This window comes from Peribacillus frigoritolerans (genome assembly GCF_030676415.1).
GTDB lineage: Bacteria > Bacillota > Bacilli > Bacillales > DSM-1321 > Peribacillus > Peribacillus frigoritolerans_A.
The window spans coordinates 73,692-96,485 of the sequence record NZ_JAUUTW010000014.1; the positions used below are offsets into that span (position 1 = coordinate 73,692).

General features: G+C 41.9%; 22 protein-coding genes and 2 riboswitches. Of the genes, 5 read left to right on the forward strand and 17 right to left on the reverse strand.

Features of this window, described 5'->3' with window-relative positions:
* Nucleotides 1-2: 2 nt before the first annotated feature.
* From Q8G36_RS14615 to Q8G36_RS14660, 10 genes are read right to left on the reverse strand one after another with little or no spacing between them, the layout of a single operon-like run.
* Entirely contained in the window at nucleotides 3-1,127 is a 1,125-nt protein-coding gene (locus Q8G36_RS14615; protein ID WP_305160716.1) for a cobalt-precorrin 5A hydrolase, read from the reverse strand.
* Complete coding sequence (cobM, locus tag Q8G36_RS14620) at nucleotides 1,124-1,900, reverse strand: precorrin-4 C(11)-methyltransferase (protein ID WP_305160718.1); 777 nt, start codon at nucleotides 1,898-1,900, stop codon at nucleotides 1,124-1,126. The genes Q8G36_RS14615 and cobM overlap by 4 nt, the downstream gene beginning before the upstream one ends.
* Nucleotides 1,897-2,604 carry a precorrin-2 C(20)-methyltransferase gene (gene cobI / locus Q8G36_RS14625; protein WP_305160719.1) on the reverse strand — a complete coding sequence of 236 codons (708 nt, stop codon included), beginning with the start codon at nucleotides 2,602-2,604 and terminating at the stop codon, nucleotides 1,897-1,899. Before cobI ends, cobM begins: the two co-directional genes overlap by 4 nt.
* Nucleotides 2,597-3,811, reverse strand: coding sequence for a precorrin-6y C5,15-methyltransferase (decarboxylating) subunit CbiE (gene cbiE / locus Q8G36_RS14630; RefSeq protein ID WP_305160720.1), 1,215 nt, complete (start codon nucleotides 3,809-3,811; stop codon nucleotides 2,597-2,599). The genes cobI and cbiE overlap by 8 nt, the downstream gene beginning before the upstream one ends.
* On the reverse strand, nucleotides 3,774-4,907 hold the full coding sequence (locus tag Q8G36_RS14635) for a cobalt-precorrin-5B (C(1))-methyltransferase (RefSeq protein WP_305160721.1): 1,134 nt from the start codon (nucleotides 4,905-4,907) through the stop codon (nucleotides 3,774-3,776). The genes cbiE and Q8G36_RS14635 overlap by 38 nt, the downstream gene beginning before the upstream one ends.
* A gap of 5 nt (nucleotides 4,908-4,912) precedes the next feature.
* Nucleotides 4,913-5,560 (reverse strand): precorrin-8X methylmutase, encoded by a 648-nt coding sequence (locus Q8G36_RS14640; RefSeq protein ID WP_034312499.1) that lies wholly within the window; start codon nucleotides 5,558-5,560, stop codon nucleotides 4,913-4,915.
* Nucleotides 5,550-6,344 carry a precorrin-6A reductase gene (cobK, locus tag Q8G36_RS14645; protein WP_305160722.1) on the reverse strand — a complete coding sequence of 265 codons (795 nt, stop codon included), beginning with the start codon at nucleotides 6,342-6,344 and terminating at the stop codon, nucleotides 5,550-5,552. The genes Q8G36_RS14640 and cobK overlap by 11 nt, the downstream gene beginning before the upstream one ends.
* Nucleotides 6,341-7,285, reverse strand: coding sequence for a sirohydrochlorin chelatase (locus tag Q8G36_RS14650; protein ID WP_305160723.1), 945 nt, complete (start codon nucleotides 7,283-7,285; stop codon nucleotides 6,341-6,343). Before Q8G36_RS14650 ends, cobK begins: the two co-directional genes overlap by 4 nt.
* Nucleotides 7,286-7,303: 18 nt before the next feature.
* Nucleotides 7,304-8,959 (reverse strand): precorrin-3B C(17)-methyltransferase, encoded by a 1,656-nt coding sequence (gene cobJ / locus Q8G36_RS14655; protein ID WP_305160724.1) that lies wholly within the window; start codon nucleotides 8,957-8,959, stop codon nucleotides 7,304-7,306.
* 14 nt (nucleotides 8,960-8,973) lie between these two features.
* Nucleotides 8,974-9,342 (reverse strand): (2Fe-2S) ferredoxin domain-containing protein, encoded by a 369-nt coding sequence (locus tag Q8G36_RS14660; protein WP_305160725.1) that lies wholly within the window; start codon nucleotides 9,340-9,342, stop codon nucleotides 8,974-8,976.
* Nucleotides 9,343-9,491: 149 nt separating this feature from the next.
* Nucleotides 9,492-9,679: riboswitch (cobalamin riboswitch) on the reverse strand.
* A 200-nt stretch (nucleotides 9,680-9,879) separates the two neighbouring features.
* A riboswitch (cobalamin riboswitch) is annotated at nucleotides 9,880-10,075 on the forward strand.
* Between Q8G36_RS14660 and Q8G36_RS14665 the strand changes: the two genes are divergently transcribed.
* The 5 genes from Q8G36_RS14665 to Q8G36_RS14685 all read left to right on the forward strand — a co-directional run bounded on the left by Q8G36_RS14665 (nucleotide 10,059) and on the right by Q8G36_RS14685 (nucleotide 12,936).
* The gene (locus tag Q8G36_RS14665) at nucleotides 10,059-10,256 is read left to right on the forward strand and encodes a hypothetical protein (protein ID WP_305160726.1); all 198 of its coding nucleotides are present in this window, start codon (nucleotides 10,059-10,061) and stop codon (nucleotides 10,254-10,256) included. It overlaps the preceding riboswitch by 17 nt.
* Nucleotides 10,253-10,996 (forward strand): energy-coupling factor ABC transporter permease, encoded by a 744-nt coding sequence (locus Q8G36_RS14670; protein WP_305160727.1) that lies wholly within the window; start codon nucleotides 10,253-10,255, stop codon nucleotides 10,994-10,996. Before Q8G36_RS14665 ends, Q8G36_RS14670 begins: the two co-directional genes overlap by 4 nt.
* Before the next feature lies 1 nt (nucleotide 10,997).
* Entirely contained in the window at nucleotides 10,998-11,309 is a 312-nt protein-coding gene (locus tag Q8G36_RS14675; protein WP_305160729.1) for an energy-coupling factor ABC transporter substrate-binding protein, read from the forward strand.
* Nucleotides 11,296-12,072, forward strand: coding sequence for a cobalt ECF transporter T component CbiQ (cbiQ, locus tag Q8G36_RS14680; protein WP_305160731.1), 777 nt, complete (start codon nucleotides 11,296-11,298; stop codon nucleotides 12,070-12,072). Before Q8G36_RS14675 ends, cbiQ begins: the two co-directional genes overlap by 14 nt.
* An 18-nt stretch (nucleotides 12,073-12,090) precedes the next feature.
* Nucleotides 12,091-12,936 (forward strand): energy-coupling factor ABC transporter ATP-binding protein, encoded by an 846-nt coding sequence (locus tag Q8G36_RS14685; protein ID WP_305160733.1) that lies wholly within the window; start codon nucleotides 12,091-12,093, stop codon nucleotides 12,934-12,936.
* Between the two features lie 102 nt (nucleotides 12,937-13,038).
* Here Q8G36_RS14685 and Q8G36_RS14690 read toward each other — a convergent pair whose 3' ends face one another.
* From Q8G36_RS14690 to Q8G36_RS14720, 7 genes are all read right to left on the reverse strand, one after another.
* Nucleotides 13,039-13,257: a YozQ family protein gene (locus Q8G36_RS14690; RefSeq protein ID WP_137018441.1), complete on the reverse strand. Its 219-nt coding sequence runs from the start codon at nucleotides 13,255-13,257 to the stop codon at nucleotides 13,039-13,041.
* A gap of 178 nt (nucleotides 13,258-13,435) precedes the next feature.
* Nucleotides 13,436-14,863, reverse strand: a complete 1,428-nt coding sequence (locus Q8G36_RS14695; protein WP_305160734.1) for an alanine/glycine:cation symporter family protein — start codon at nucleotides 14,861-14,863, stop codon at nucleotides 13,436-13,438.
* Nucleotides 14,864-15,253: 390 nt separating this feature from the next.
* Nucleotides 15,254-16,828 carry a class I adenylate-forming enzyme family protein gene (locus tag Q8G36_RS14700; protein WP_305160735.1) on the reverse strand — a complete coding sequence of 525 codons (1,575 nt, stop codon included), beginning with the start codon at nucleotides 16,826-16,828 and terminating at the stop codon, nucleotides 15,254-15,256.
* 26 nt (nucleotides 16,829-16,854) lie between these two features.
* A complete protein-coding gene (locus Q8G36_RS14705; protein WP_305160736.1) occupies nucleotides 16,855-18,027 on the reverse strand; it encodes an acyl-CoA dehydrogenase family protein in 1,173 nt (390 codons plus the stop codon).
* Nucleotides 18,028-18,195: 168 nt separating this feature from the next.
* Nucleotides 18,196-19,101, reverse strand: coding sequence for a LysR family transcriptional regulator (locus Q8G36_RS14710; protein ID WP_305160737.1), 906 nt, complete (start codon nucleotides 19,099-19,101; stop codon nucleotides 18,196-18,198).
* A 117-nt stretch (nucleotides 19,102-19,218) separates the two neighbouring features.
* The gene (locus Q8G36_RS14715; protein WP_305160738.1) at nucleotides 19,219-20,457 is read right to left on the reverse strand and encodes an MFS transporter; all 1,239 of its coding nucleotides are present in this window, start codon (nucleotides 20,455-20,457) and stop codon (nucleotides 19,219-19,221) included.
* A 264-nt stretch (nucleotides 20,458-20,721) separates the two neighbouring features.
* Nucleotides 20,722-22,713 (reverse strand): alkyl/aryl-sulfatase, encoded by a 1,992-nt coding sequence (locus Q8G36_RS14720; protein ID WP_305160739.1) that lies wholly within the window; start codon nucleotides 22,711-22,713, stop codon nucleotides 20,722-20,724.
* Between the last annotated feature and the right edge of the window lie 81 nt (nucleotides 22,714-22,794).

The following is a 22,794-nucleotide window of genomic DNA, read 5'->3' on the forward strand; positions in this document are numbered from 1 at the left end:
CCTTAAAAAGGAATGACCCCAACTGATATGGTTACGTTCCCCGATTTTTTCTTAACTAGCTCCAATTGATCAGCTTTAGTATAAATCCTAACAGCCGGTTCACTCACACCATATGCACCTGTATATTTAAATACTGTATCTGATGGCGCTTCGATTTTGGCTTGATTTAGTTCTTCCGGTTCATAATGCACGAATTCCCAGCCATATTTTTCAACTACTTCAATCAAGCCGATTTCGTCTTTCTTTATGGAAATTGTACAGATCGCTTTAACGCTTTTTAAAGAAAACGATAATTCGGCTAGTGTTTCTGCGATCACCTGCTCAATTTCTGCAGCAGCTGTTCCCCTATTGCACCCGATACCGAGAGCAATGACTTTTGGACGATATACGATCCCATTTTCCAGGATCCTCTTTTCCGACTGGGTAAGCATGCGGTGAGTCACGACCAGAGCTGCTTGTGGCTTTGCTTGAAGTGCTTCTTCAATGGATGGGTATATGATTATGCGTTCAGGTAATGCCGTTTCATACGACCACCAGTTCCGTTCCCCTGACTCCTGTACAACGGCAACATGCTCTTCATTTACAACGGACGCACTTACTGGCGTCAATTTTTCTGCGGAATCCCAAATCCACCCGAAGCGCTGGCCGAATAAGTCGACAGGAATCGTTTTTTGTACATCTGATGCCGTGGTGATTATAGCCCTTGCGTCAAGGGCTGCAGCAACTTCCTTAGTCAGTTCATTTGCTCCCCCAAGATGCCCTGACAGTACACTGATAACATTTTCCCCTTTATCATCAATGACAACGACACCTGGATCCGTTTTCTTATCCTTCAAAATTGGCGCAATCATCCGGACGACTGCCCCGAGTGAAATAATTAGTATGATCCCTTTATATTCCTTGAATAAGGCTGGTAATAGCATACGGACACTGCCCGAAAAAAGCTGGATCTGTTTATGCTCTTCGTCCCCTTTTTCAAACTTGCTCATGTAATATAGATCGGAATTCGAAAAAACGGTGTGTAATTTTCGTGCCAGCTCGACACCATGTTTTGTAATCGCCACGATCGCATAAGTATGAGACCGTTTAATGGGAGCAAGTTCCGCTTCTTTCAATTCAATGATCATGGCTTAACACCTTTTCTGAAACCGTGGGTAAAACTCGCATCATATAGTTTGGAACGGTATTCATCTTTATCATGGATAGTAGGGTCTAACGCCCAACCAGCCAAAATCATTGCATGCTTGCGGATACCGTTTTTACGCATATCATCATCTAAATTCACTAAGGTGGTACGGACAATTTTTTGGTCCGGCCATGTTGCCCGTTGAATGACTGCGACCGGTGTATCATCCTTCCAACCGGCTGCCTGGAGTTCTTTAACGATTTTTTTAGTCAAGGTCGCACTCAAGAAAAGGGCAATCGTACAGTGATGACTTGCCAAATCTCGTAACTTCTCAAATTCCGGTACAGGCGTACGTCCTTCAGCCCTCGTTAATATGAGTGTCTGAGTTAAATCCGGGATAGTCAGCTCTGCTCCTATTGCCGCTGCTGAGGCGAACACCGAACTTACGCCAGGAATCACCTCATAACCAATATCCTCTTTCTTCAATAGGACAATTTGTTCCATGATCGCCCCGTACATGGCAGGATCCCCTGTATGGATCCTGGCAACCATCTTTCCTTCTTTAACACGATCAACCATGATGCCAACAATTTCTTCCAAATGCATTCCAGCCGTTTTTAGCACCTCGGCATCGGGTTTTGCCTTAGCAATCAATTCTTCATTCACTAATGAATCCGTATATAAAATGACATCAGCCGTTTGAAGAATGTTCAATCCTTTTACAGTAATCAAATCCGGATCTCCTGGGCCAGCTCCTACTATATATATCTTCATTTTCTCACCACCATCAATGTTAAGTATTCCAGTTCAAGTCCTTCCAATTCACTCACTTTCCAAATCACTTCTTCGTCGGATGTGACTTTGGTTACGACCGAAGCCTTTTCAAGTAAGTCTAAATCTTTTAAAACGGTAATCATTAAATCGATGACCTTTGCCACTTTGATGAACACCACGGCATCATGATCTTCAATCGCCTTCTTCATCGCTTCATAATCATCTCTTGCCGGAACAATCGCGACATGATCATCACCATCCGCCAAAGCGATGCCCAACCTTGACGCTGATCCATTAAACGAAGAAATGCCTGGGACTGTCTTGATTTCGACTTCGGGATGCAACTCTTGCATCAATTTCATCATATGTATGAACGTACTATATAAAAGGGGATCACCTTCCGTAACGAAAGCAACATCTTTTCCTTCATATAATTTTTGCCAAACCTTTTCAACCGTTCCGTTCCATTCCCGATCCAAAATCGCTTGATCTTTCGTCATCGGAAATATAAGGCCCAGCATTTCCTTCTCTTCAGGACGAATGTAAACTTCAACGATACGGTGGGCGTAGCTTTTACTCCCTTTTCTTTTTTTGGGATACGCAATGACAGGAGATTCCTGAATCACGCGAAATGCCTTTACTGTAATAAGTTCTGGATCGCCCGGGCCCACGCCAAGGCCATATAATGTACCAAGATTACTCATTCATGTCTTCCTTTCGTTGTGCAGTAATGATATAAACCGGATTAAGCGGAACAAATCTGTTCATTCCCAATATTGGCTTACTTCGGGAAATTTGCGCATGCGTGATGGAAGTGTGAAAACCAGCTTCCGCAAATGCCTCATTAGCCCGGTAAAGATTCTCGATCGTTGCAGCATTTAGAACGATCCTGCCGCCTTCTTTAAGCCGTTTGCAGCATGTATTGATTAGATCTGCCATTTCGCCGCCAGTCCCGCCAATGAAGATCGCATCAGGATCCGGAAAAGTTTCCAAGCCTTGCGGAGCTTTTCCATGAATAGCCGTTATATCGGTACGGAATTTACGTTGGTTTTGATAACAGTTTTCTAAATCAGGCTCATTTTTTTCTATTGCGAAGATTTGGCCTTCGGATGCAAGCCTGGCCGCTTCAATTGCCATTGATCCCGTACACGTCCCAACATCCCAAACTATGCTGTTTTTCCTGAGATTCATTGCATGCAGGCTTAATACCCGAATTTCCTTTTTGGTTATGAGTCCCTTGTCCGGCTTACGCTGCGAAAATTCTTCATCTTCTATCCCTAAGGACCAGCTTGGACCTTCTGATTTTCTTTTCAAAATTACGACATTCAACGGGGAGAATTCCCGCTCCATCATTTCATCAAGTTCATACCAGCCAAAGTCTTCGGTTTCTCCTTGAAGATTTTCAGCCACAAATGCCCGGTATTCAGTCATTCCGAATGAAAGGAGATATTTAGCCAGTTGATTGGGACTATTTTCAATGTCCGTAAGCAAGGCAACTTTCGCTTTCCCATCAATCCTTTGGGCCAGCCCTTTCATACTGCGTCCATGAACACTAACTAGGAAGGCATCTTGCCAGCTTTCCCCCATTTTTGCAAAAGCAAGCTGAATGGAACTGAAATATGGGTAAACCTCCATGTTGATTTTGCTGGAAAGATAGCCGCCCATTCCATAAAACAATGGGTCACCAGAAGCTAAGACAACTGTTGGACGAATTTCATCCTGCAGTTGTTCTACCACCTTTTTCAAACCGCCCTTTATGACAATCTTCTTGCCAGTATAGTTCGGAAAGAAGGATAAGACCCGTTCACCTCCGACCAGCACTTCACTTTCTTCTATCCATTGGGCATATTGAGGCAGTAAGCTTTCCTGACCGTTATCCCCTATCCCGATTAATTTCATCGATTGACTCAATTCCAACAGCCCTTCCCAGTAATTGTCCTTTCAACGAATAAATCGCCGTTTCCATTTCAATGCCGCCCTTCACTTGCTTTATGGCAGAGTAACAGCAGGATTCACAAAGTTTATTAAAAAAATCAAAATTATTGATCGCTGACATCATGTCCCCGACTTGTGACGCTGTGTTTGCATTCTTGATTTCAAGAACAAGATCATCCTCAGCTCCGACGCTTTGGGCTATTTCCGATAGAAAACCGAAGTCGACCGGGGCACTTTTTGAATGCACCATCATCACACCTTGGGCCACTTTGGAGAATTTACCCATCATGCCGACCAGTGAGACCTTTTTTATTCCCTGCCTCTTACATTGCTTAAGTGAGAAGCCTACAAAGTCACCCATTTCAATAAAGGCTTCCTCAGGTAAATCCTGGAGAAGGCCCATTGCATACTTTTCACTGCGCCCGCCAGTGGTTAAGACAAGATGCTCACACCCACTCGCTTTGGCGACACTGATGGCCTGGACGATACTTGCCATATAGGCGGAACTGGAAAAAGGGACGACTGTGCCCCTAGTTCCCAAAATGGAAATGCCTCCCACAATCCCCAAGCGGCCATTTAATGTTTTTTTCGCTATTTCTTCACCTGCTGGCACGGAGATGACGACTTTCACTCCCCTATTGATCTTAAATTCTTCCAATGTTTGTTGCACAGTGGTTAAAATCATTTTGCGCGGTACAGGATTAATGGCCGCTTCCCCTACAGGAACGGGAAGCCCAGGTTTGGTCACACGGCCCACACCAATCCCTCCATCCAAGATAATCCCAGGTGCATCCGACCAGCTGACAGTAGAAATAATATGTGCCAGATGGGTGGCATCGGGATCATCTCCGGCATCTTTAATCGTTTCTGCACTAACCGCATTTTCCGATATTTCATATTTCTCAATAGTGAAAGTGGCATCTCGGCCGATGGGCAAGGAAATCGTTGCCTCCTCAAGGGCATCCCCCGTGATCAAGGCGGTCAATGCCGCTTTGGTCACGGCTGTCGAACATGCTCCCGTCGTATACCCATGACGCATTTGTGAGGGGTCTTTTTTCACTTTCTTTTCCATGTTTTTTAACTATCAGCTAAAAGGGAAATCGCGTTCAATGCTGCAACAGTGACAGTACTTCCACCTTTTCGGCCAATATTCGTAATGAATGGCACTTCTGTGATCTTAGCCAGTTCCTCTTTAGATTCAGCTGCAGAAACAAACCCAACAGGCATTCCAATGATTAAGTCCGGTTTTGCTATTCCTTCTTTAATAAGGCGAATGAGCTCAAGTAAAGCTGTAGGTGCATTGCCAATGGCATAAATGCCCCCTTCATTTTCCTTTACGGCTTTTTGCATCGAAATGATCGCTCTTGTCGTATTCAAACGTTTTGCTTCGACCATCACATCTGGATCTGATATATAGCAATGAACGTCCCCGCCGTGTTTTTGAAATCTTTTTTTGCCTGTACCGCTCTCGATCATTTGCACATCCGCAATGACATGTCTACCTTTGCGAATGGCTTCCACACCAGCTTGAATGGCATTTGGATGGATGATGACACTTCTTCCCAATTCAAAATCCGCTGAAGCATGAATGACCCGACGGACGATCTTCCATTCATCTTCAGAAAAATCATGATTGCCCATTTCTTCAGCTATGATTGAAAAGCTATAATCATATATTTTGTCCGGGTCTACCGTTAGTGGTTTAAAATCCGTTTTAAAATCCATCTTGCATTCCTCCTATTTTTACATTTAGCTGTTTATTCAACTCGGCAATGACATGATCAAAACTTGAATGAACATTTTGATAGTCAACATCCGGTCGCGATATCATAATCGTCTCTATTCCACATTCCAACGCGGCTTCCAATTTCTCATCAACCGCACCGACCTTGCCACTTTCTTTGGTTATCATCAATGTGACCCCATACTGTTCATATAGAGCTTTATTTAATTCTTTGGAAAATGGCCCTTGAATCGCAACGATATTTTTTTGTTCAATGCCCAGCTGCGCACATTTTTCCATATTGTCCATGCGTGGCAGCATTCTCGCTATGACTCTGGTATTCTCGAGCCCTACCAATTCTTTTGCGAACACGGCTAGTGTTTTACTTCCGGTCGTGAGCATGATGACTCCCCGTTTTGCAGCGGCAAGCTTGGCAGCTTCCTCATAATCACGGACAACTATCAATTTCTCATTCTGAAACCGTTGACTTTCACGCTCATAACGAATATAAGGTACATTTGCTGCCTTTGCTCCGTTAAGGGCGTTTTTGGATGCTTCTTCCGCAAATGGGTGACTTGCATCAACTACAGCCTGAAAACCTTTTTCAGAGATTAAAGATGTCATATCCTCTGCAGTTAATCGTCCAATCCGGGTGGATATCCCTGCATCTTGCAAACTCTTAGCCGCCGACCCGGTTACAACAGTTGCCAAAACCTTGAATCCCACCTGCTGCATCTCAATCGCTAATTCCCTTGCATCACTTGTACCCGCCAAGAACAAAATCATTTTGACGTCCCCACCACTTGCCCATCATGATCGTGGTCGTGGTGATGGTCGTGATCGTGGTCGTGATCGTGGTCGTGATCGTGGTCGTGGTGATGGTCATGATCGTGATGGTGATGGTGATGATGGTGAGCATGTCCATGTTCCTCGACATGTTTACGATAGTTTTCCAAATCACGTGCGCCACTTGACCTGCCTTCACTAGCTTCAATTACTCGTTCTTGCAGAATGTTCTGTAATGTTGGATGATACCCAAAATATTTCGCCAAAATGAACTCTCGATCATGATATTGCTCTTGATAGCCTTTCAGCATATCCTGCATTCTTTCCATCAACACCCCTGTGAAGAGGAAATATGGCAGCATCACTACTTTTTTTGCCCCTAATCGGATGCATCGTTCAATACCTTCATCAACGTGCGGGTCCGTTACACCCATGAAAGCCGTTTCGACCCATTTAACGTTTAATTTTTCCCATAATAATCGTGAAATTTTATATATATCACTATTTGCATCAGCATCACTGCCACCTCGGCCAATTAGCAATATGGCTGTCTCAGCCTGTTCAGAGGTTGTATCGAATCCCGCTTCCTCAAGACGGTCTGTCAGGATTGTCAATACATCATGGTGAACCCCGATCGTTTGGCCATAGGTGAATTTCACTTCTGGATACTTGGTTTTCCCATCCTCTATTTCAGCTGGGATATGTAATTTCGAATGCCCTGCATGCAACAAAATGATCGGTATGACGATGACTTCAGTAGCCCCTCGTTTTACACAATTATCAATGCCTTTAGGTATATTCGGTGACGCAAATTCCAAGAAGCACGTTTCTACCATGAAGCGCTCATCCATTGCCGGAATCATATTTTCAATAAAATGAAGGACTTCTTCATTTCCTGAAGCCAGGCGGCTTCCGTGTCCTACGAACAAAACTGCTTTCATTTACTTTCCCCCTCTTGATTAGTCTTCACAAGGCGCAGGCTCTATGTTTATTTTGGGAGCGATGTCCTGATAAGAAAAATTCTGTATCTTTTTCGAACGTTTGAAGTATTTAAAAAGCCGCTCATTTGGATGGGCATTTTGCTTATACTCCCCGACAATGTCCGTAATCAGTTCAACAAGCTGTTCCGGTTCAATGCCTTCCGCAACCGGCTGACCTGGATGGGCTGTTCTTCCTACCGGTTTAGCTCCAAGAAATAAGTCGAACTTCCCTTTTCGGAAGACAATCCCGATATCATCCATCACAGCACTATAACAAGCCATCCCACACCCATTAAAACCGATGTTCAATTCCTTGGGCATTTTCATTCCGCCAAGCACCCGATGTATTTCATCTGCATAAGGAATGGATTCCGCTTTTTCACCATCACAGAAATCACAGGCTTTTAATGTCAGTACATCTCCAATCGGCGATAATAGAAAGTTTGCTGATTGCAATTTCCCCGTAATGACTTCCGGATCCGTTGTAGGGATCTTTAATACGATTTTATGATTTGGCGTGTATTCCATCGTTCCCTTTTCCCCGACAACTTCCGCAAGTGTCATCATTTGTTTGGGAGTGAATTGTTTATTCGCCACACCTGGACTAACAGCAAGTTCGAATACCGACTCCATTTTTTGCTGAACAATCGGCTTAATCGATTGCTGAACGGTTTGACCCTTGACTCTTGTCAGGGCTTCCATGGCCATTTCAAAGGAAGCTGGCTTCTTTTCTGGTGCTTTTGTAAGTAATCCCACTCCTCCAGTGGACTCAGTGGATGCTTCCTGCAAGGAACCGGCTTCTTGATCTAAGGCCCACGGTTCCGCTTCTTTTTGCAGACGCTGATGCGGCTTCAATGTTTGCTTTTCCGAATTCAAAGTATATTTTCTCTGATATCCTCTTGGTGTGATGATTTTGTCATCATATAAAAAGGTGGATGAATTACCAATAATGACAGTGGTCAACATTCCAATATCGTGATTCAACATATCTTTCAAATTGGTTATGACAATATCCTGCCTATCGCGATAAGCACTTTTCACCAACCCGACAGGTGTATCGGGCGAACGGTAGCGAAGGAGAATTTTCTGTGTTTCAACAATTTGCCGGGTTCGCCTGCCGCTGCGCGGATTATACAGTGCAATGACAAAGTCTGCCATTGCAGCTGCTTCAACCCTTTTAGCGATCAGTTCCCAAGGAGTTAAATGATCACTGAGGCTGATCGTACACGAATCGTGCATGACGGGTGCCCCAAGTAAAGACGCACATGAGTTGATTGCGGAAATGCCAGGAATGACTTCAATGCCCACTCCAGTTTCTTCTTTCCAGCCTTTTTCAATCAATACTTCATAAACCAACCCTGCCATCCCGTACACTCCGGCATCTCCACTGGAAATTACCGCCACTTTCTTTCCCAGCTCCGCTTGTTTCACTGCTTCCTGTGCACGTGATACCTCTTCAGTCATCCCCGTACTAATAATCGTTTGATCTGTAAGCAGTCCCTGAATGAGTTCTACATAAGTTTTATAACCAATGATGTAGTCACTTTCTTGAAGGGCTTCGACAGCACGTTTGGTAATGTGTTCAAAATTCCCTGGCCCAAAGCCCACGACGAATAATTTACCGTTTGTACTCATTAAGACATCTCCTTTTACGCTTTGTTCTTTGAAATACCCGTATGAGCAGGAAAATCTGGATTAAGGGTCATTTCCCCATCATTGAATTGGTAGATCATCTGTGGGACAAACTCCCCATCATCGATATTACTGACGATCTGCCGACCGAAATCAGGCGTTTCCACTCGATACCAGTTTCCTTGGGGATAGGCAATCACAACGCAGGCATCCTTACATCTCCCGTTACACCGTGTCCTGGTTGTATGGATTTTTAAATCCAGTCCTTTGGAAGTAATTTCATCTCGAATCGCTTGGGTTACTTCTTCCCCGCCCTTTTTCATGCAGCTGCTCCCATTACAAATCAACAGATGCGTATTTGTACCCGTCAAGTTCCAAGTAGTCATCTTCTTCCTCCTGAGTTCAGGGAAAAGGCAAAATAAAAAACCTTAACATAAGAGTCAAGGTTTAAAAAACTATATGAATGAGGAGCCCCAGGCAAGCATGCCCAATCTCCCAAAATCGTCATAGTCCTTCTACCTTTCCCTCCGAAAAGTATCATGCAATTTTAAAAGCAGGTTTCCTGGCTTACGCTTCATTTTACTTTGTCCCTTCCCGGCATCATGCCAGTGGCTATCGACAATTTCATCAGCGTTTACAGTAGCGGGGGCTGCATCGGACTTTCACCGATTTCCCTATTATCCCTTGTTTACAGACAAGAGCACTTTTAAAATGAAATATTTGGTTTTATTATACATATCTAACTATCTTTATCTATCATATAACAACTTTGTCAAAATTCAATAGTTTATTCCGACTGTTTAGAAAAGTTTAATAGTGTAAAACCAGTTACAATCCTTTCCTCGCAACAAACTTCGTCACGAAAAAAAAGATAGTGTAGCTGGAATTATTTCTTTATGGTACACTATACGAGAATTTTCAAATAATTACATAAGTTTCATGGTGTTGAATTCCTCGGAATTCAGCTTAAAAGGGAAGCCGGTGAAAATCCGGAGCGGTCCCGCCACTGTAAAGGGAAGTCCTATTATTTTAACTTTAATCCACTGTCAAATGAGATGGGAAGGATGTAATGGGATGATGAACCAAAGCCAGGAGACCTGCCATGAAGCGTGAAACTGTTTCAGCCTACGAGGATGGGTGTGCGGATCAGGCAGAAAGGCCCATGGTTGGTTTATGCTGCAAAATTCCTGTTCATTACGCACTTCTTTCCCTTGAGAGAAGTGCTTTTTATGTTGGGCGCCGCTTTTCTTCTAAAAGATTGATCAGAAAAATTAAAAGTGTTGAAAGGAGAAAAGAATGAAAAGAACCAATTGGAAAATTTTTTATTTTGTCATTTTACTGCTTTTTGTCCCAAATCGGGCAATGGCCATGCATATCATGGAGGGCTTTTTACCCATTGAATGGGCTATATTCTGGTGGGCCGTGACACTTCCATTTTTAATCTTGGGTTACCGGTCCATTAGGTCGAAAGTAAGGGAAAACCCAGAAACAAAAATGATACTTGGCCTATCGGGCGCATTTGTATTTATATTATCGGCCCTAAAGATTCCTTCCGTTACGGGAAGTTCTTCACACCCTACCGGAGTCGGTTTGGGTTCCATATTATTCGGACCATTGGCCATGAGTGTCGTTGGATCCATCGTTCTGTTATTTCAAGCTGTTTTACTGGCTCACGGAGGATTGACGACATTAGGGGCCAATGCGTTTTCCATGGCCGTTTGCGGACCGGTCATTGCTTACTTTATCTTCAAGGGCGCAACTAAATTGGGGTGGTCTTTTTCACTTGCCGTTTTCTTGGCAGCTGCTTTTGGAGATTTGGGAACCTATGTGGTCACTTCCGTTCAACTTGCTCTAGCTTTTCCATCCGAGGTAGGAGGATTCATGGCCTCTTTCAGTAAATTTGCAGGGATTTTTGCCCTGACCCAAATTCCCTTGGCAATCAGCGAGGGGTTATTGACAGTCGTCGTGATGAATTTCTTGAAAAAATACAATCTAGGCGAATTGAAATTGCTGCGAGTTTTATCTAAGGAGGCCCGTTAACATGAAAAAAAGTTTACTGCTGCTTTTCCTGGTCGTCATTCTTGCTACCATACCGTTAATCACCCAACAAGGAACGGAATTTGGCGGTGCCGACGGCGAAGCTGAAGAAGCCATCACTAAGATCCATCCGGAATACAAGCCATGGTTCAACAGTATTTGGGAGCCGCCAGGTGCAGAAACCGAAAGCTTATTATTTGCGCTTCAAGCTGCAATCGGAGCCGGTTTCATTGGATACTTCATTGGCGTGATGAGACAAAGGAATAAGCAAACCAAACAAGAATCGGCCGAAAAATCGAAGCATGTTACTCATTGATAAATATGCCTATTTCAATGGGCTAAAGGATGTACATCCGTTGGAAAAGATGGTTTTCGCACTTTCCCTTTTGCTGTTTTCGTTAACGGTAAGGGATATGACCGTTTCGCTCATCACTTTTACGGTGATGAGCGCTTTAATCATTTTTGCGGCAAAAATCCCGCTTTCCTATTATCTGAAATTACTTCTATTGCCAGGATTTTTTATACTATCGGGAACAATTACCATCCTTTTCTCTTTCACAAGTAAATTTACATCGATATCGAATATATGGTGGTCCTGGAAGGTCGGGAACTGGCAAATATTCATCAGCGATGACAGCGTCGGTATGGTGGCCAATTTGATCACTGTCGTATTGGGCAGCATCAGCTGTTTATATTTCCTTACCTTAACTACACCCATTACCGTCATCTTATCCGTGCTGCGAAAACTTAAAGTGCCTTCCTTATTGATCGATTTAATAGAATTGACCTATCGCTTCATCTTTATTTTTTTAGATACAGCTTTGGCCATTCACCAAGCACAAGCTTCTCGGCTGGGGTATGGTTCGTTAAGGAAAGGCATTCGATCTCTCGGATTACTAATCTCATCATTATTTTTAGGAGTATTGCAGCGCTCTGGGCAATTGACGATGGCCATGAACGCAAGAGGCTATCAGGAGAACCTTTCCTATATCGAGGATACTTACACCTATTCCTCACGCAATTGGCTGATTGCGATTGTACTATTAGGAAGTTTAATTTTTATTAATGGATATTTGTAAATTGGAGGCAACCCAACAATGGACGAGCATATTTTTCATATAGAAGGCCTCACCCATCAATTCGCAGATGGAACGTTCGCTTTAAACGATCTGTCGCTAACGATTCAACATGGTAAAAAGATTGCATTATTAGGCAATAATGGTGCCGGCAAATCGACTTTATTCCTCCATTTAAATGGTCTATTACAACCTACAGCAGGTAAGATCAGATTTAAGGGCAAGAAAATGAAATATGACCGTAAAGCATTATTATCATTACGAAAGCAAGTCGGGATCGTTTTTCAAGATCCCGACTCGCAGCTCTTTTCCGCTAATGTACAACAGGATATATCGTTTGGACCGATGAATTTAGGATGGGATAGATTTAAGGTTCAGGAGAAAGTAAATTGGGCAATGGCCCAAACGGAAGTAACGGAACTGAAAGACAGACCTACCCATTTTTTGAGCCTTGGGCAAAAAAAACGTGTCGCCATTGCGGGGATACTCGCCATGGAGCCCGATGTCTGGCTCTTGGACGAGCCTACCGCTGGATTGGATCCTTATTTCTCAAGACAGATCATGGCTCTGCTGGACAGTATCCACGACCCTGAAAAAACGATTATTTTATCAACTCATGATGTTAATTTAGCTTACCAATGGGCTGATGAAGTCGTTGTCATGAACGATGGTAAGGTCATATATCAAGGGGACCCTGTTTCCGTTTTCCATGATGAAGACGTTTTGCTGCAGGCACATCTGGAGAAACCGTGGGTTTTTGAAATGTTTCAAGCCCTTCTTCAATCAAGGAACCCTTCAGAAAGGGACTTTTTCCCAAGAACGAAGAAAGAATTGCTTCAAAAGTTGGAGACAGAAAGAAATTATTAATTATGTTTCCCCTAGCTCTGTTTCATCAGAAGCTAGGGGAACTAACCGATATATCTATAAAATAGCAGGCAATAATTCTTGTTCCTAAAAAAACAATTTTTATTACCTTTCTTCTTTAGATCTTTCTTTTGCAATCTCAATATCTCTTCCGTTTACATCATCAATGACTGCCTTTATTTCGCCTTCCGCATAAGTATCGGAGACTTGTTCGTGAGTTCTGGCCAGTCCAGAGGATAATGGATCTTCCCGTTTATAATCGCTGACATCATATATTCTTCCGGCAACTTCTGAAGATTCATTTTTTGATTGCTTGCTATCCATTTTTTTCACTCCCAGTTTTTAAATTGTCCAAACATTTTGACAGCAGAATTAAAGACAAAGGTATTTTGTGTAAAAAACGAAGCAATATTCAATAATGTTAAAAAAAGGCGGAAAAAGGCAAAAAAAAGCTTACAAGTAAAATCCCCTTTCAAGGACTTAACATGTAAGCTTAATGAGCTTATGCCTCCTTCTTCACATCCATATTATCGGATGGGTCACCCCAGCATTCCACATTCTTCAAACCTTCAATATTGTTCACATGGAAGACTGGATTTTTCCCACTTTTCTTTTGCTTTTGATAATCCGCCAGTGCAGCAAAAGCGATCTTTCCAAGTAAAGCTATGGCAATCAGGTTGATAATGGCCATAAGGGCCATCAGCAAGTCAGCCAGTCCCCAAACAAAATCCAGTGAGGCAAGCGAACCGAATATCACCATTCCTACGACTGCGATACGATAGATGTTTAACCAAACCTTATTTTCATTGATGAAGCCGATGTTCGACTCTCCATAATAATAGTTGCCAACAATCGAACTAAAGGCGAATAACAGTACGATAATGGCAAGGAAAATACCCGCCCAAGATCCCAATGCCGTTCCGAGGGCATTTTGGGTAAGGACGATACCATCCGTTTCCTTCGATGTATAAAGACCTGAAAACAAAATGATGAAGGCTGTCGAGCTGCAAATGATGAGCGTATCGACAAAAACACCTAGAGACTGAATGAGCCCTTGCTTGACGGGATGACTGACATCAGCCGTCGCACCAGCATTTGGAGCACTACCCATCCCCGCTTCATTTGAAAATAGGCCGCGCTTGATTCCCTGCATCATGGCAGCTCCCAGTACTCCGCCAGCCACTTCTTTTATTCCATCAAATGCACTTTGAAAGATCAAAGCAAAGACACCAGGTAACTCGGTAATGTTCATGATGATGATAATCAATGCCACTATCACATAAGCTCCTGCCATGATCGGGACGATGACTTCAGAGACCTTTGCAACCATTTTTATCCCGCCAAAAATGATGACAGCCGTGACGATAGCCAGGATGATTGCCGTAACCCACTTTTCAATCCCAAACGATTCGTTGAATGCGCTTGTAATCGTATTGGCTTGTACCGAGTTGAAAGCTAGTCCAAATGTAAGTGAAATCAACACAGCGAACGTGACGCCCATCCAACGGGCATTCAATGCCTTTTCCATATAATAGGCAGGTCCGCCGCGGAATGCATCCCCATCCTTGACCTTATAAATTTGAGCAAGTGTACTTTCAATGAAAGCCGAAGCAGCTCCAATCAGTGCTATTAACCACATCCAGAAAACGGCTCCAGGTCCGCCCATCGTGATCGCAATGGCAACACCTGCAAGGTTACCCGTTCCTACCCGTGAAGCCGTGCTTATGCAAAATGCCTGAAAGGATGTCACACCTTTTTTATCCGCTGTGGCCCCTTCGCCCAAAAGCCGGAACATTTCCCCTACCATTCTGAATTGGACAAACTTCGTGCGGATGGAAAAATAAAGCCCCAATCCAATCAACATGATGATCAATATGGAAGACCATAATACATCATTTGTCTCACTAATAAAATTTTCTAACATCTCCATTAAAACAACCCCCTCTACTTCACTCTAATTATTATTACAAAAACATATATAGCTATAATTTTTTCCCGTTTCAATGGGGAGATAAACAAATGAAGCCCATAAAAAAAAGGAAATTCCAAGTGAATCTCCAATACAATAATTATATTATATCCTAACTCACAAATTTTTTCATTCATTAATTGATATTTCAGTATCATTTCCTTTAGATAATAATCTTTATCCTCTATTCATTTAACATTCACTGCAACGTAAATTACATTCATATTCCAAACACACCTTGGATATAGCACAAAAAAGCCTCACACGTCCTGATCCCAGGTTAACGTGCGAGGCTTTTTTGCATTTCTCTGCTCTATCTTATATTCTGGTTTTCTGTAGGCCTCAATGTTGCTAGATGGTTAGAATACCTTGTGCAAACATCTTTCTTAATTCTTTCTTATCTATTTTTCCAATCGGCGTTAATGGGAACTTATCAAGAAAATAGGCTACTTTAGGAACCATATACTTAGAGGTTCTTTGTTTGCAGAAATCAATTAATTCCTCGCTAGTACAATTCAATCCTTCTCGCAGTGTTACCACGACACATACCACTTCTCCCCAATCTGGATGGGAAACGCCTATGCAAGCACTTAATGCAACAGAAGGGTGCTGGTTCACCACTCGTTCCACTTCTGAAGAATATACGTTCATCCCGCCTGTAATGATCATATCTTTCTTCCTATCTACAATATATAGGTAACCGCTTTCATCCCATTTACCAATATCCCCCGTGTAGAACCAGCCATCACGGATGAATTCTTGGGTAAGATCAGGTCTTTTATAATAGCCTACCATCATGGCTGGTGATTTTACGATAATTTCTCCAAGCTCGGTTGGTTTTACATCATTTCCATCTTCATCAATCAGTCGAACTTCGGTAAGAATGCACGGTTTCCCACAGCTTTTCAAAATTTCCGAATTGTTATGATAAGCCCATACATGAGCGCTCTTTGATAGTCTGGTAATGACAATATTGCATTCTGTCATGCCGTATTGCTGGCGCATAATTGGCCCGAATACTTCAAAAGCTTCTTTAAGGCGCTTTTGTGAAATTGGTGACGCGCCGTAGAAGATATTGCGCATGGAGCTCATATCATATTCCATCTTCTTTGTCTGATCAAGGAGCCTGTATAACATGGTCGGTACCATGAATGTCGTCGTGATTTCATGTTCCTTTATCGCCTGTATGAATGCTGCAGCGTCGAATGAGCCCATCACATAGACATGGACGCCCGAAACAAGAGATCTCCAAAGTAATGAACCGGCTGAATGCACAATAGGCGTACTTAGCAATACCCGGTCACGGTCATCCAGTGGGTCTTCGATAGCTGCAGAAAGTATGGCTGCGCCGAGTCCTTTCTGCGAATGCATGACGCCCTTGGGTGTACCCGTTGTCCCGCCTGTATATGACAGAAGGGCAATGTCTTCCTCTTTAGCTAATGGCAAGTCTAGATTATTTATTTCGCCGGGCCATTGAAATAGTTCAAACTCCTCCGGATAATTAATATGAAAGCCTGGGAGCCCAATGACATGGACATCTTCCTTCTTCATTTCTTCCAAATACTCAAAGAAAGTGTCAAAGTGTGTCTGTGTAGCTATTATGACCACTTCTGGTTTTGCTTCCTTTAAAATGAATTGTATTTCTCGTTTCCCCAGTTTTTCACTTAATGGCACTAAGGTGGCTCCACATTGCTGGATGGCCAAACCAAACATCACACTTTCTAAACTGTTTGGAATGATGGTACCTATGCGGACACCCCTTCCTGCACCTAAACGAAGTAGATAAGAAGTGATAAGTTCTGTTTTCTTCCATAACTCGTCGTAGGTTATCGTTTCTCCTGCTGGCAACAAGGTAATAGCCGGCAGTTCGCCGAATCGTTTCATTCCTTTATTCAACAGTGACTGAAATGTCATCTTGTGCAGCATGTATATTTCCTCCCTTGAAAAAGGTTTTACCCTTTTAATAATGCTTTGGCAATTGTATTTTTTTGTATTTCTGATGTACCGCTTAGAATCCGATACATCCGTGCACTCCTGTACATTTTTTCTACTGGATGCCCTTTTACCAAGCCTTTGGAGCCAAATATTTGGATTGCTTTATCAGCCACACGGCTATTTACTTCTGAAGCAAACAGCTTAGCCATGGACGTGCCGGCTCGATCCTCTTTTCCTTGATCAATTTTTTCAACCACATCGTAGACCATGCACTTTGCTGCATAGATTTCCGTTGCCATTTCTGCGAGCATATGCTGAATGGCCTGGAAATCACCGATGGGCCGGCCGTGTTGGACTCGCGTTTTAGCATGTTCAATAGATAAATCGAGAAGGTGTTGAGCCATTCCGATAAAGCCGGCTGCATGGGAAGCGCGATTTGTGTTTATTCTTTTCAATCCGAGCAGCAACCCTTTTCCTGGTTCTCCGATTATATTGACGGCAGGCACTCGACATTGATTGAAATTCAATTCAGCATGGATGCGTTCTCCTGATAGCGGAACTTGAATGTCTCCTAGTTCAAACCCCGGATGTTGGGGTGTTTTTTTATCAACTAGGAAAGCAGTGATTCTTTCTTTTTCTCCATTCTGAGATTCTTTCGCTATGACAATGGCGAAATCAGCATAGGGGGCAGCACTGATAAAATGTTTTTTTCCATTTAATATATAATCATTTCCATCTTTAACGGCTGTTGTTTCGATAGCAAAGGCATCCGATCCCGCATTTGGTTCTGTAAGGGCAAAGCAGCAGCTCGCTTCTCCCGTCACAACGGGCATCACATATTTTTCTATTTGCTCCGGTGTAAAACTTTCCAACATCTGACCTATTCTTAGCGGCCCGCCAATCTCGCCAATAACCTGCCCCCATAAAACCGCTCCGGAACGGGCCAATTCTTCCTTGAACATACATAATCCTTTTAAGCTAACATCTTGTCCACCATATTTTTCAGGGAGGTTAATTCCGTAAAAGCCCAATTCCCTGGATCGTTTCCTTGCCCATTTTATGGCTTCCATCGGGATATCCTCTTCAGCGTTCAATCCTTGCTCCTGTTCATATGGAAGCAATTCATTTTGGATGAAATCCTGCAACTTTGCTTGAAGTACCTCTAACTTCTCTTCCTGCGTCGTTACCATATGTTTCCCCTTTCGATTTTTATTTTCGTTGAACTTTTTAAATATTTGAAATGTTATAATATTAATTTTAAATGTAAATAATATTTAAGTAAAATAAGGATTTATGATATAAATATAAAAAATATTTATGTAAATAAAAAAATATTAGTTCCCTATCATCATAGGAAACTAATATTTAAGAGTAGTATAGAAATCGAGACATTTAATAAACTCCCTGGCAGCTTTTGAAAAATACTGCTTCTTAGAGCGAACGTAACCGAATTCCATTGTACTATTTTCCAGCTCCACCAAAGGAATGGCCACAAGTTCCCCGCTTAGGAAATAGGGGTCGCTGTTAACTCCAATATCATAAGAAAAGGCAATCGCTAATCCCTCAGCGACGGTTTTTTTGATGATTTCTGTATTATTTGTGAAAAACAAAATATTCATCTCACCGTAATGATCAAAAAAACCTTTAATGAACGACTTCATTCTTGGTCCATTATAAATGACCAAATTTTGGTCCATTAGCTCTTTTGGGGTTATGCTTTTACGGTTCACTAAAGGGGAGTTCTTACTGACCATCACAATCACTTTAGCTTCCATCAAGGGTTGGAATTCCAACTCAATTTCTTTTGGTTTAACCTTTGGGATATTCAATAGCCCGATGTCTATCTTACCATTCAGTACTTCTTCGGTTATCTCCTGTCCCCCTTTTTCTTCAATGACAATTTTCACCTCGGGATACTTCTTCTTAAATAAGGCCAAGGATTTAGGCAAAACCGTTAGAAATAAACCTTGTGTTGATGATAGGCGTAACTCTTTTTCCATCGTATCTGAATGTATTTGCGCGCTGTCTCTTATTTCTTCCAATTTGCTTAATACTTCAAGAGCTTTCTGGATGATTTCCTTTCCGTCTTCTGTAGGTATGGTTCCTAACCTTGACCGCTTGAAGATTTTTATGCCTAATTCCTTCTCCAAACTCGTAATGGCCATACTGATTCCAGATTGGGAGATATGGAGGCTTTCTGAAGCCGTGGAAATCGAGTTAACCTCGGCTACCTTGATGATATATTCCAATTGTTCAATATTCATAATTCATTCTCCTTCTAGCCAATTACTACTATCATACCTCGAACAGAAAGCCCTTTCAATTTTAGAGAAGTGGATTCAGGACACTTCCAACTGTCGCCTCCAAAGCAGAATGACAGTTTATACAATTGTAGTTGTTTTTTCGTATTCTTTAGCGGGTTGTGCCCGATTATTTTTAATAGATACGGCAACAACCGTTCCCAATAACGCTATTATCACCAAAAACAGGAAAGCGGCATTATAGGAGTCATTAAACAAACTGATAATCAAACCGAGGGATAAAGGAGAAACCGCACCTGCAATTTGACCGGCAAAAGTTACGAGTCCGGAGGCAGAGCCCGTTAGTTCCTTTGGTGAGTATTTTATGATGATCGTATAAAGAACCGTTCCAAAGAAAGACAGTGCTACGGAGTTGAGAGTGAGATAAGTGATGATAAATGCTATAGACGTGGCGTTAGACATTAGAAAGAGAAAAATTGCCGATAATAAAGCGCCTGCAGCGGCAAGATACTTCTCCCGGTTAACCATATGCTTATCCAGAAGCCACCCGCTTACATTAAACATCAAGAAACCAAAAATATAAGGGATTGCCAATAAACCTCCGGCGGCTATTAAATCCACCCCCTTTTCTTTAACCAAATAGATAGGCATCCAAGTGATCAGACCATAGTTGATAATATTTGATATAAACTTGAATGTTATGAGTTTCCAAATATTTTCGATTTTAAATAACAGTTTCAGAGCAACCTTTTTTTGTTTCGGTTTGTCTTTTTTAACCTCTTGATTTCCTTGAGGCTTTAGAATGAACCAAATTCCGAAAGAAGCTAATATCCCTAGAATTCCGGCAATGGTAAACATGCCCCGCCAACCGAATGCCACCACCATGGTAGCGGCAAGTGCAGTACCTAATATCCCGCCAATATTTTGGGCAGACAGGAAAAATGAATTTGCCCGGCCCCGTTCTTCTTCCGGGAAGTTATCTCTTATAGTGGACATACTGGCAGGATAGAAAGGCCCTTCACCTAACCCGAACAGAAAACGGATGAATAATAAAGACATAAATGACCAAGCAAACCCAGTCATTACAGTGAACAAGGACCAACTAAACAAAGAAACAGTAACCATGACTCTGGCGCCATACTTATCGGTCATCCATCCGCCAAGCGGTTGCATGAGTGAGTAGCTAACAAAAAATATACTAATTAAAATACCTGTCTGGGACGTATTGAGATGAAACTCATCTGCAATAGGAATAATCCCGACATTTATGGCAACGCGATCAAAAAAACTTAAAATCATTCCAACAAATAAAAGGCCGCTAATCATTATTTTTCGTTTCTTACTTGCATATAACTGCATTCCCCATCACTCCATTTTTTTATATTTTCACAAAACCTCAGCCGCATAGGAAGCGCTTACAATTCCTTTCGAATTACAAAACTTGAAATTTCTTTTTACGGTTATTGACTTTTGTTCTGTAACTATTAGGAGCGTTTTATAAAAAATTAAAAACGAAACAGGATACCTACAGGATTAATTAATACATTCAAACCCACGAGACTACTAAGTAGACTCGTGGGTAACCGATCCATCCTGCTTACAGAATATAAAGTAGTTGATTTATCACGGAGTAACGATATTAACCTTTGGTTGAAATTGATCCAGCAAAGACAGGAAATCTTCAAACTGTTTATTATCACCGGAAATGGAAACTTTACCGGCCGCCTCCATTTTGGATAAACTTTCACGTCCTAGAGCAATCTGATAGAAAGTCATTCTATCTAATGTTAATGTTGCATCAGGGGTAGAGGCCATTTTACCTTTTTTGAAATTCAATACAGAATTATCCAGATCAATCATGTAATTGGTTTTCGAATCTGTAAATGTCATATTGAATGCCATATTTTTATTTTCCGCTTTTGTTCCGTTTAATTTAATGGACAAGAATTTCAGGAAATCATCCATTGGCATATTGAGCAGAGTATCTAGATTCATCATTCCGCCAGTTCCCTTCGAGTCTGCCACACCATTCCTTAACTCATCTGCGCCGGTAAGATAGAAATTACGCCACACAGAAGATTCAGCTGTGTATCCTAATTGCTCATAAGCTTTAGCTAGTAAATTTTTTGCTTCTGTATTTTTGGGGTTAGCCATGACTACATGCTTTAAGACTTGAGCCACCCAGCGATATTCCCCTTTTTTATAATCAAGTTTTGCCCGTTTAATGACCTTCTTTTCCCCACCCATATATTCTATATATTTAGCGCCGGATTCCTCTTGTGGTAATGGATCCAAGTCGGATGGATTACCGTTGAAATATCCTAAATAAAAGTTGTACACCGCTTTTACGTTGTGTTTCAATGTTCCGTAATACCCACGATTGGCCCAAACTTTATCCAACTTTTCAGGAAGCTTTAACTTTTCCGCGATTTCATCAGGTGTGAGACCTAAATTAGCTAATCGTATGGTTTGGTCATGAATATATTTGTACAAATCACGCTGACTTTCCAACTGCTCCAGAACATGGTCTTTTCCCCATATGGGCCATGTATGAGCGGTAACCATAGCCACTATATCTTCATTTCCAAACAGATCGACTGTTTCATCAAGCGCTTTCACCCATTTTAAGGTATCTCTGGTTTTAGCTCCCCTTAATGTATAAATATTATGTAACGTGTGTCCGGTGTTTTCGGCTACCACTAAAGTTTTGTAATCATCGATATAATAATGCATCTCAGCTGGAGCTTCTGAATCTGGCGTCAATAAAAATTTAAATGTTATTCCGTCTATTTCCACCGTTTGAATATCATCCTTTACTTCCATTGTTGGAGGTAAATAGCTAAAAGTTCCGTTACTTAATCCCGGGCCAATACCAGAAGTAACAAATTCTCTTTCATTTGCGGGTAAAAGATTTCCAAACATATAACCTGCACGGCGAGACATTATATTACCTAAAAGAATGTTTTCACTTAGCGCTTCATCGTTAAAACCTGCTGGGACAATAATCGGCACTTTAACTGGATTTTCAGCGTATTGGGCAATGCCTTTTATACCACCAAAGTGATCCGCATGACTGTGACTAATAACAATTGCACTTACTGGTTTTTTGGGTCGATGTTCAAAATACAGCTCCATGGCTGCTTTGGCCGTTTCAATTGTAGAAAGTGTATCCAAAACTATTAATCCTGTTTTTCCTTCCACAATGGTAAGCACTGATAAATCCTGGCCCCGAACTTGATAAACGCCATCGACCACTTTAAATAAGCCTGTTATATTTTGTAATTGAGCCTGTCTCCATAAGCTTGGGTTTACAGTAAAACTTGCCGGCTGATCTTCTTTGATGAATGAATATCGATTACTATCCCATACTACGTCACCTTTTGAATTTTTAATTGGATTCATATTCAAAGGCGCAATGAATCCTTTATGTGCATTCTTGAAATCTTCCTTATCTGTAAAATTCAACTGTTCATAAAAAGCCTTATTTGCTGAAATTGTTGCATCTGTTGCCGGCATTGGCTCATCTGATGCAGCATTTGTAACAGAAGACCCTGCTAGCAAAACAAAAACAATGGGAACGGAAACAATTCCTTTAATAAAAGATACTTTGGACATTTCATACTCCTTTCTAAGTAGATATCATGTCTATATTTCGAATGTTGAAGCAGCAAACTTTCCCTCTTTTAAAAATTTTTA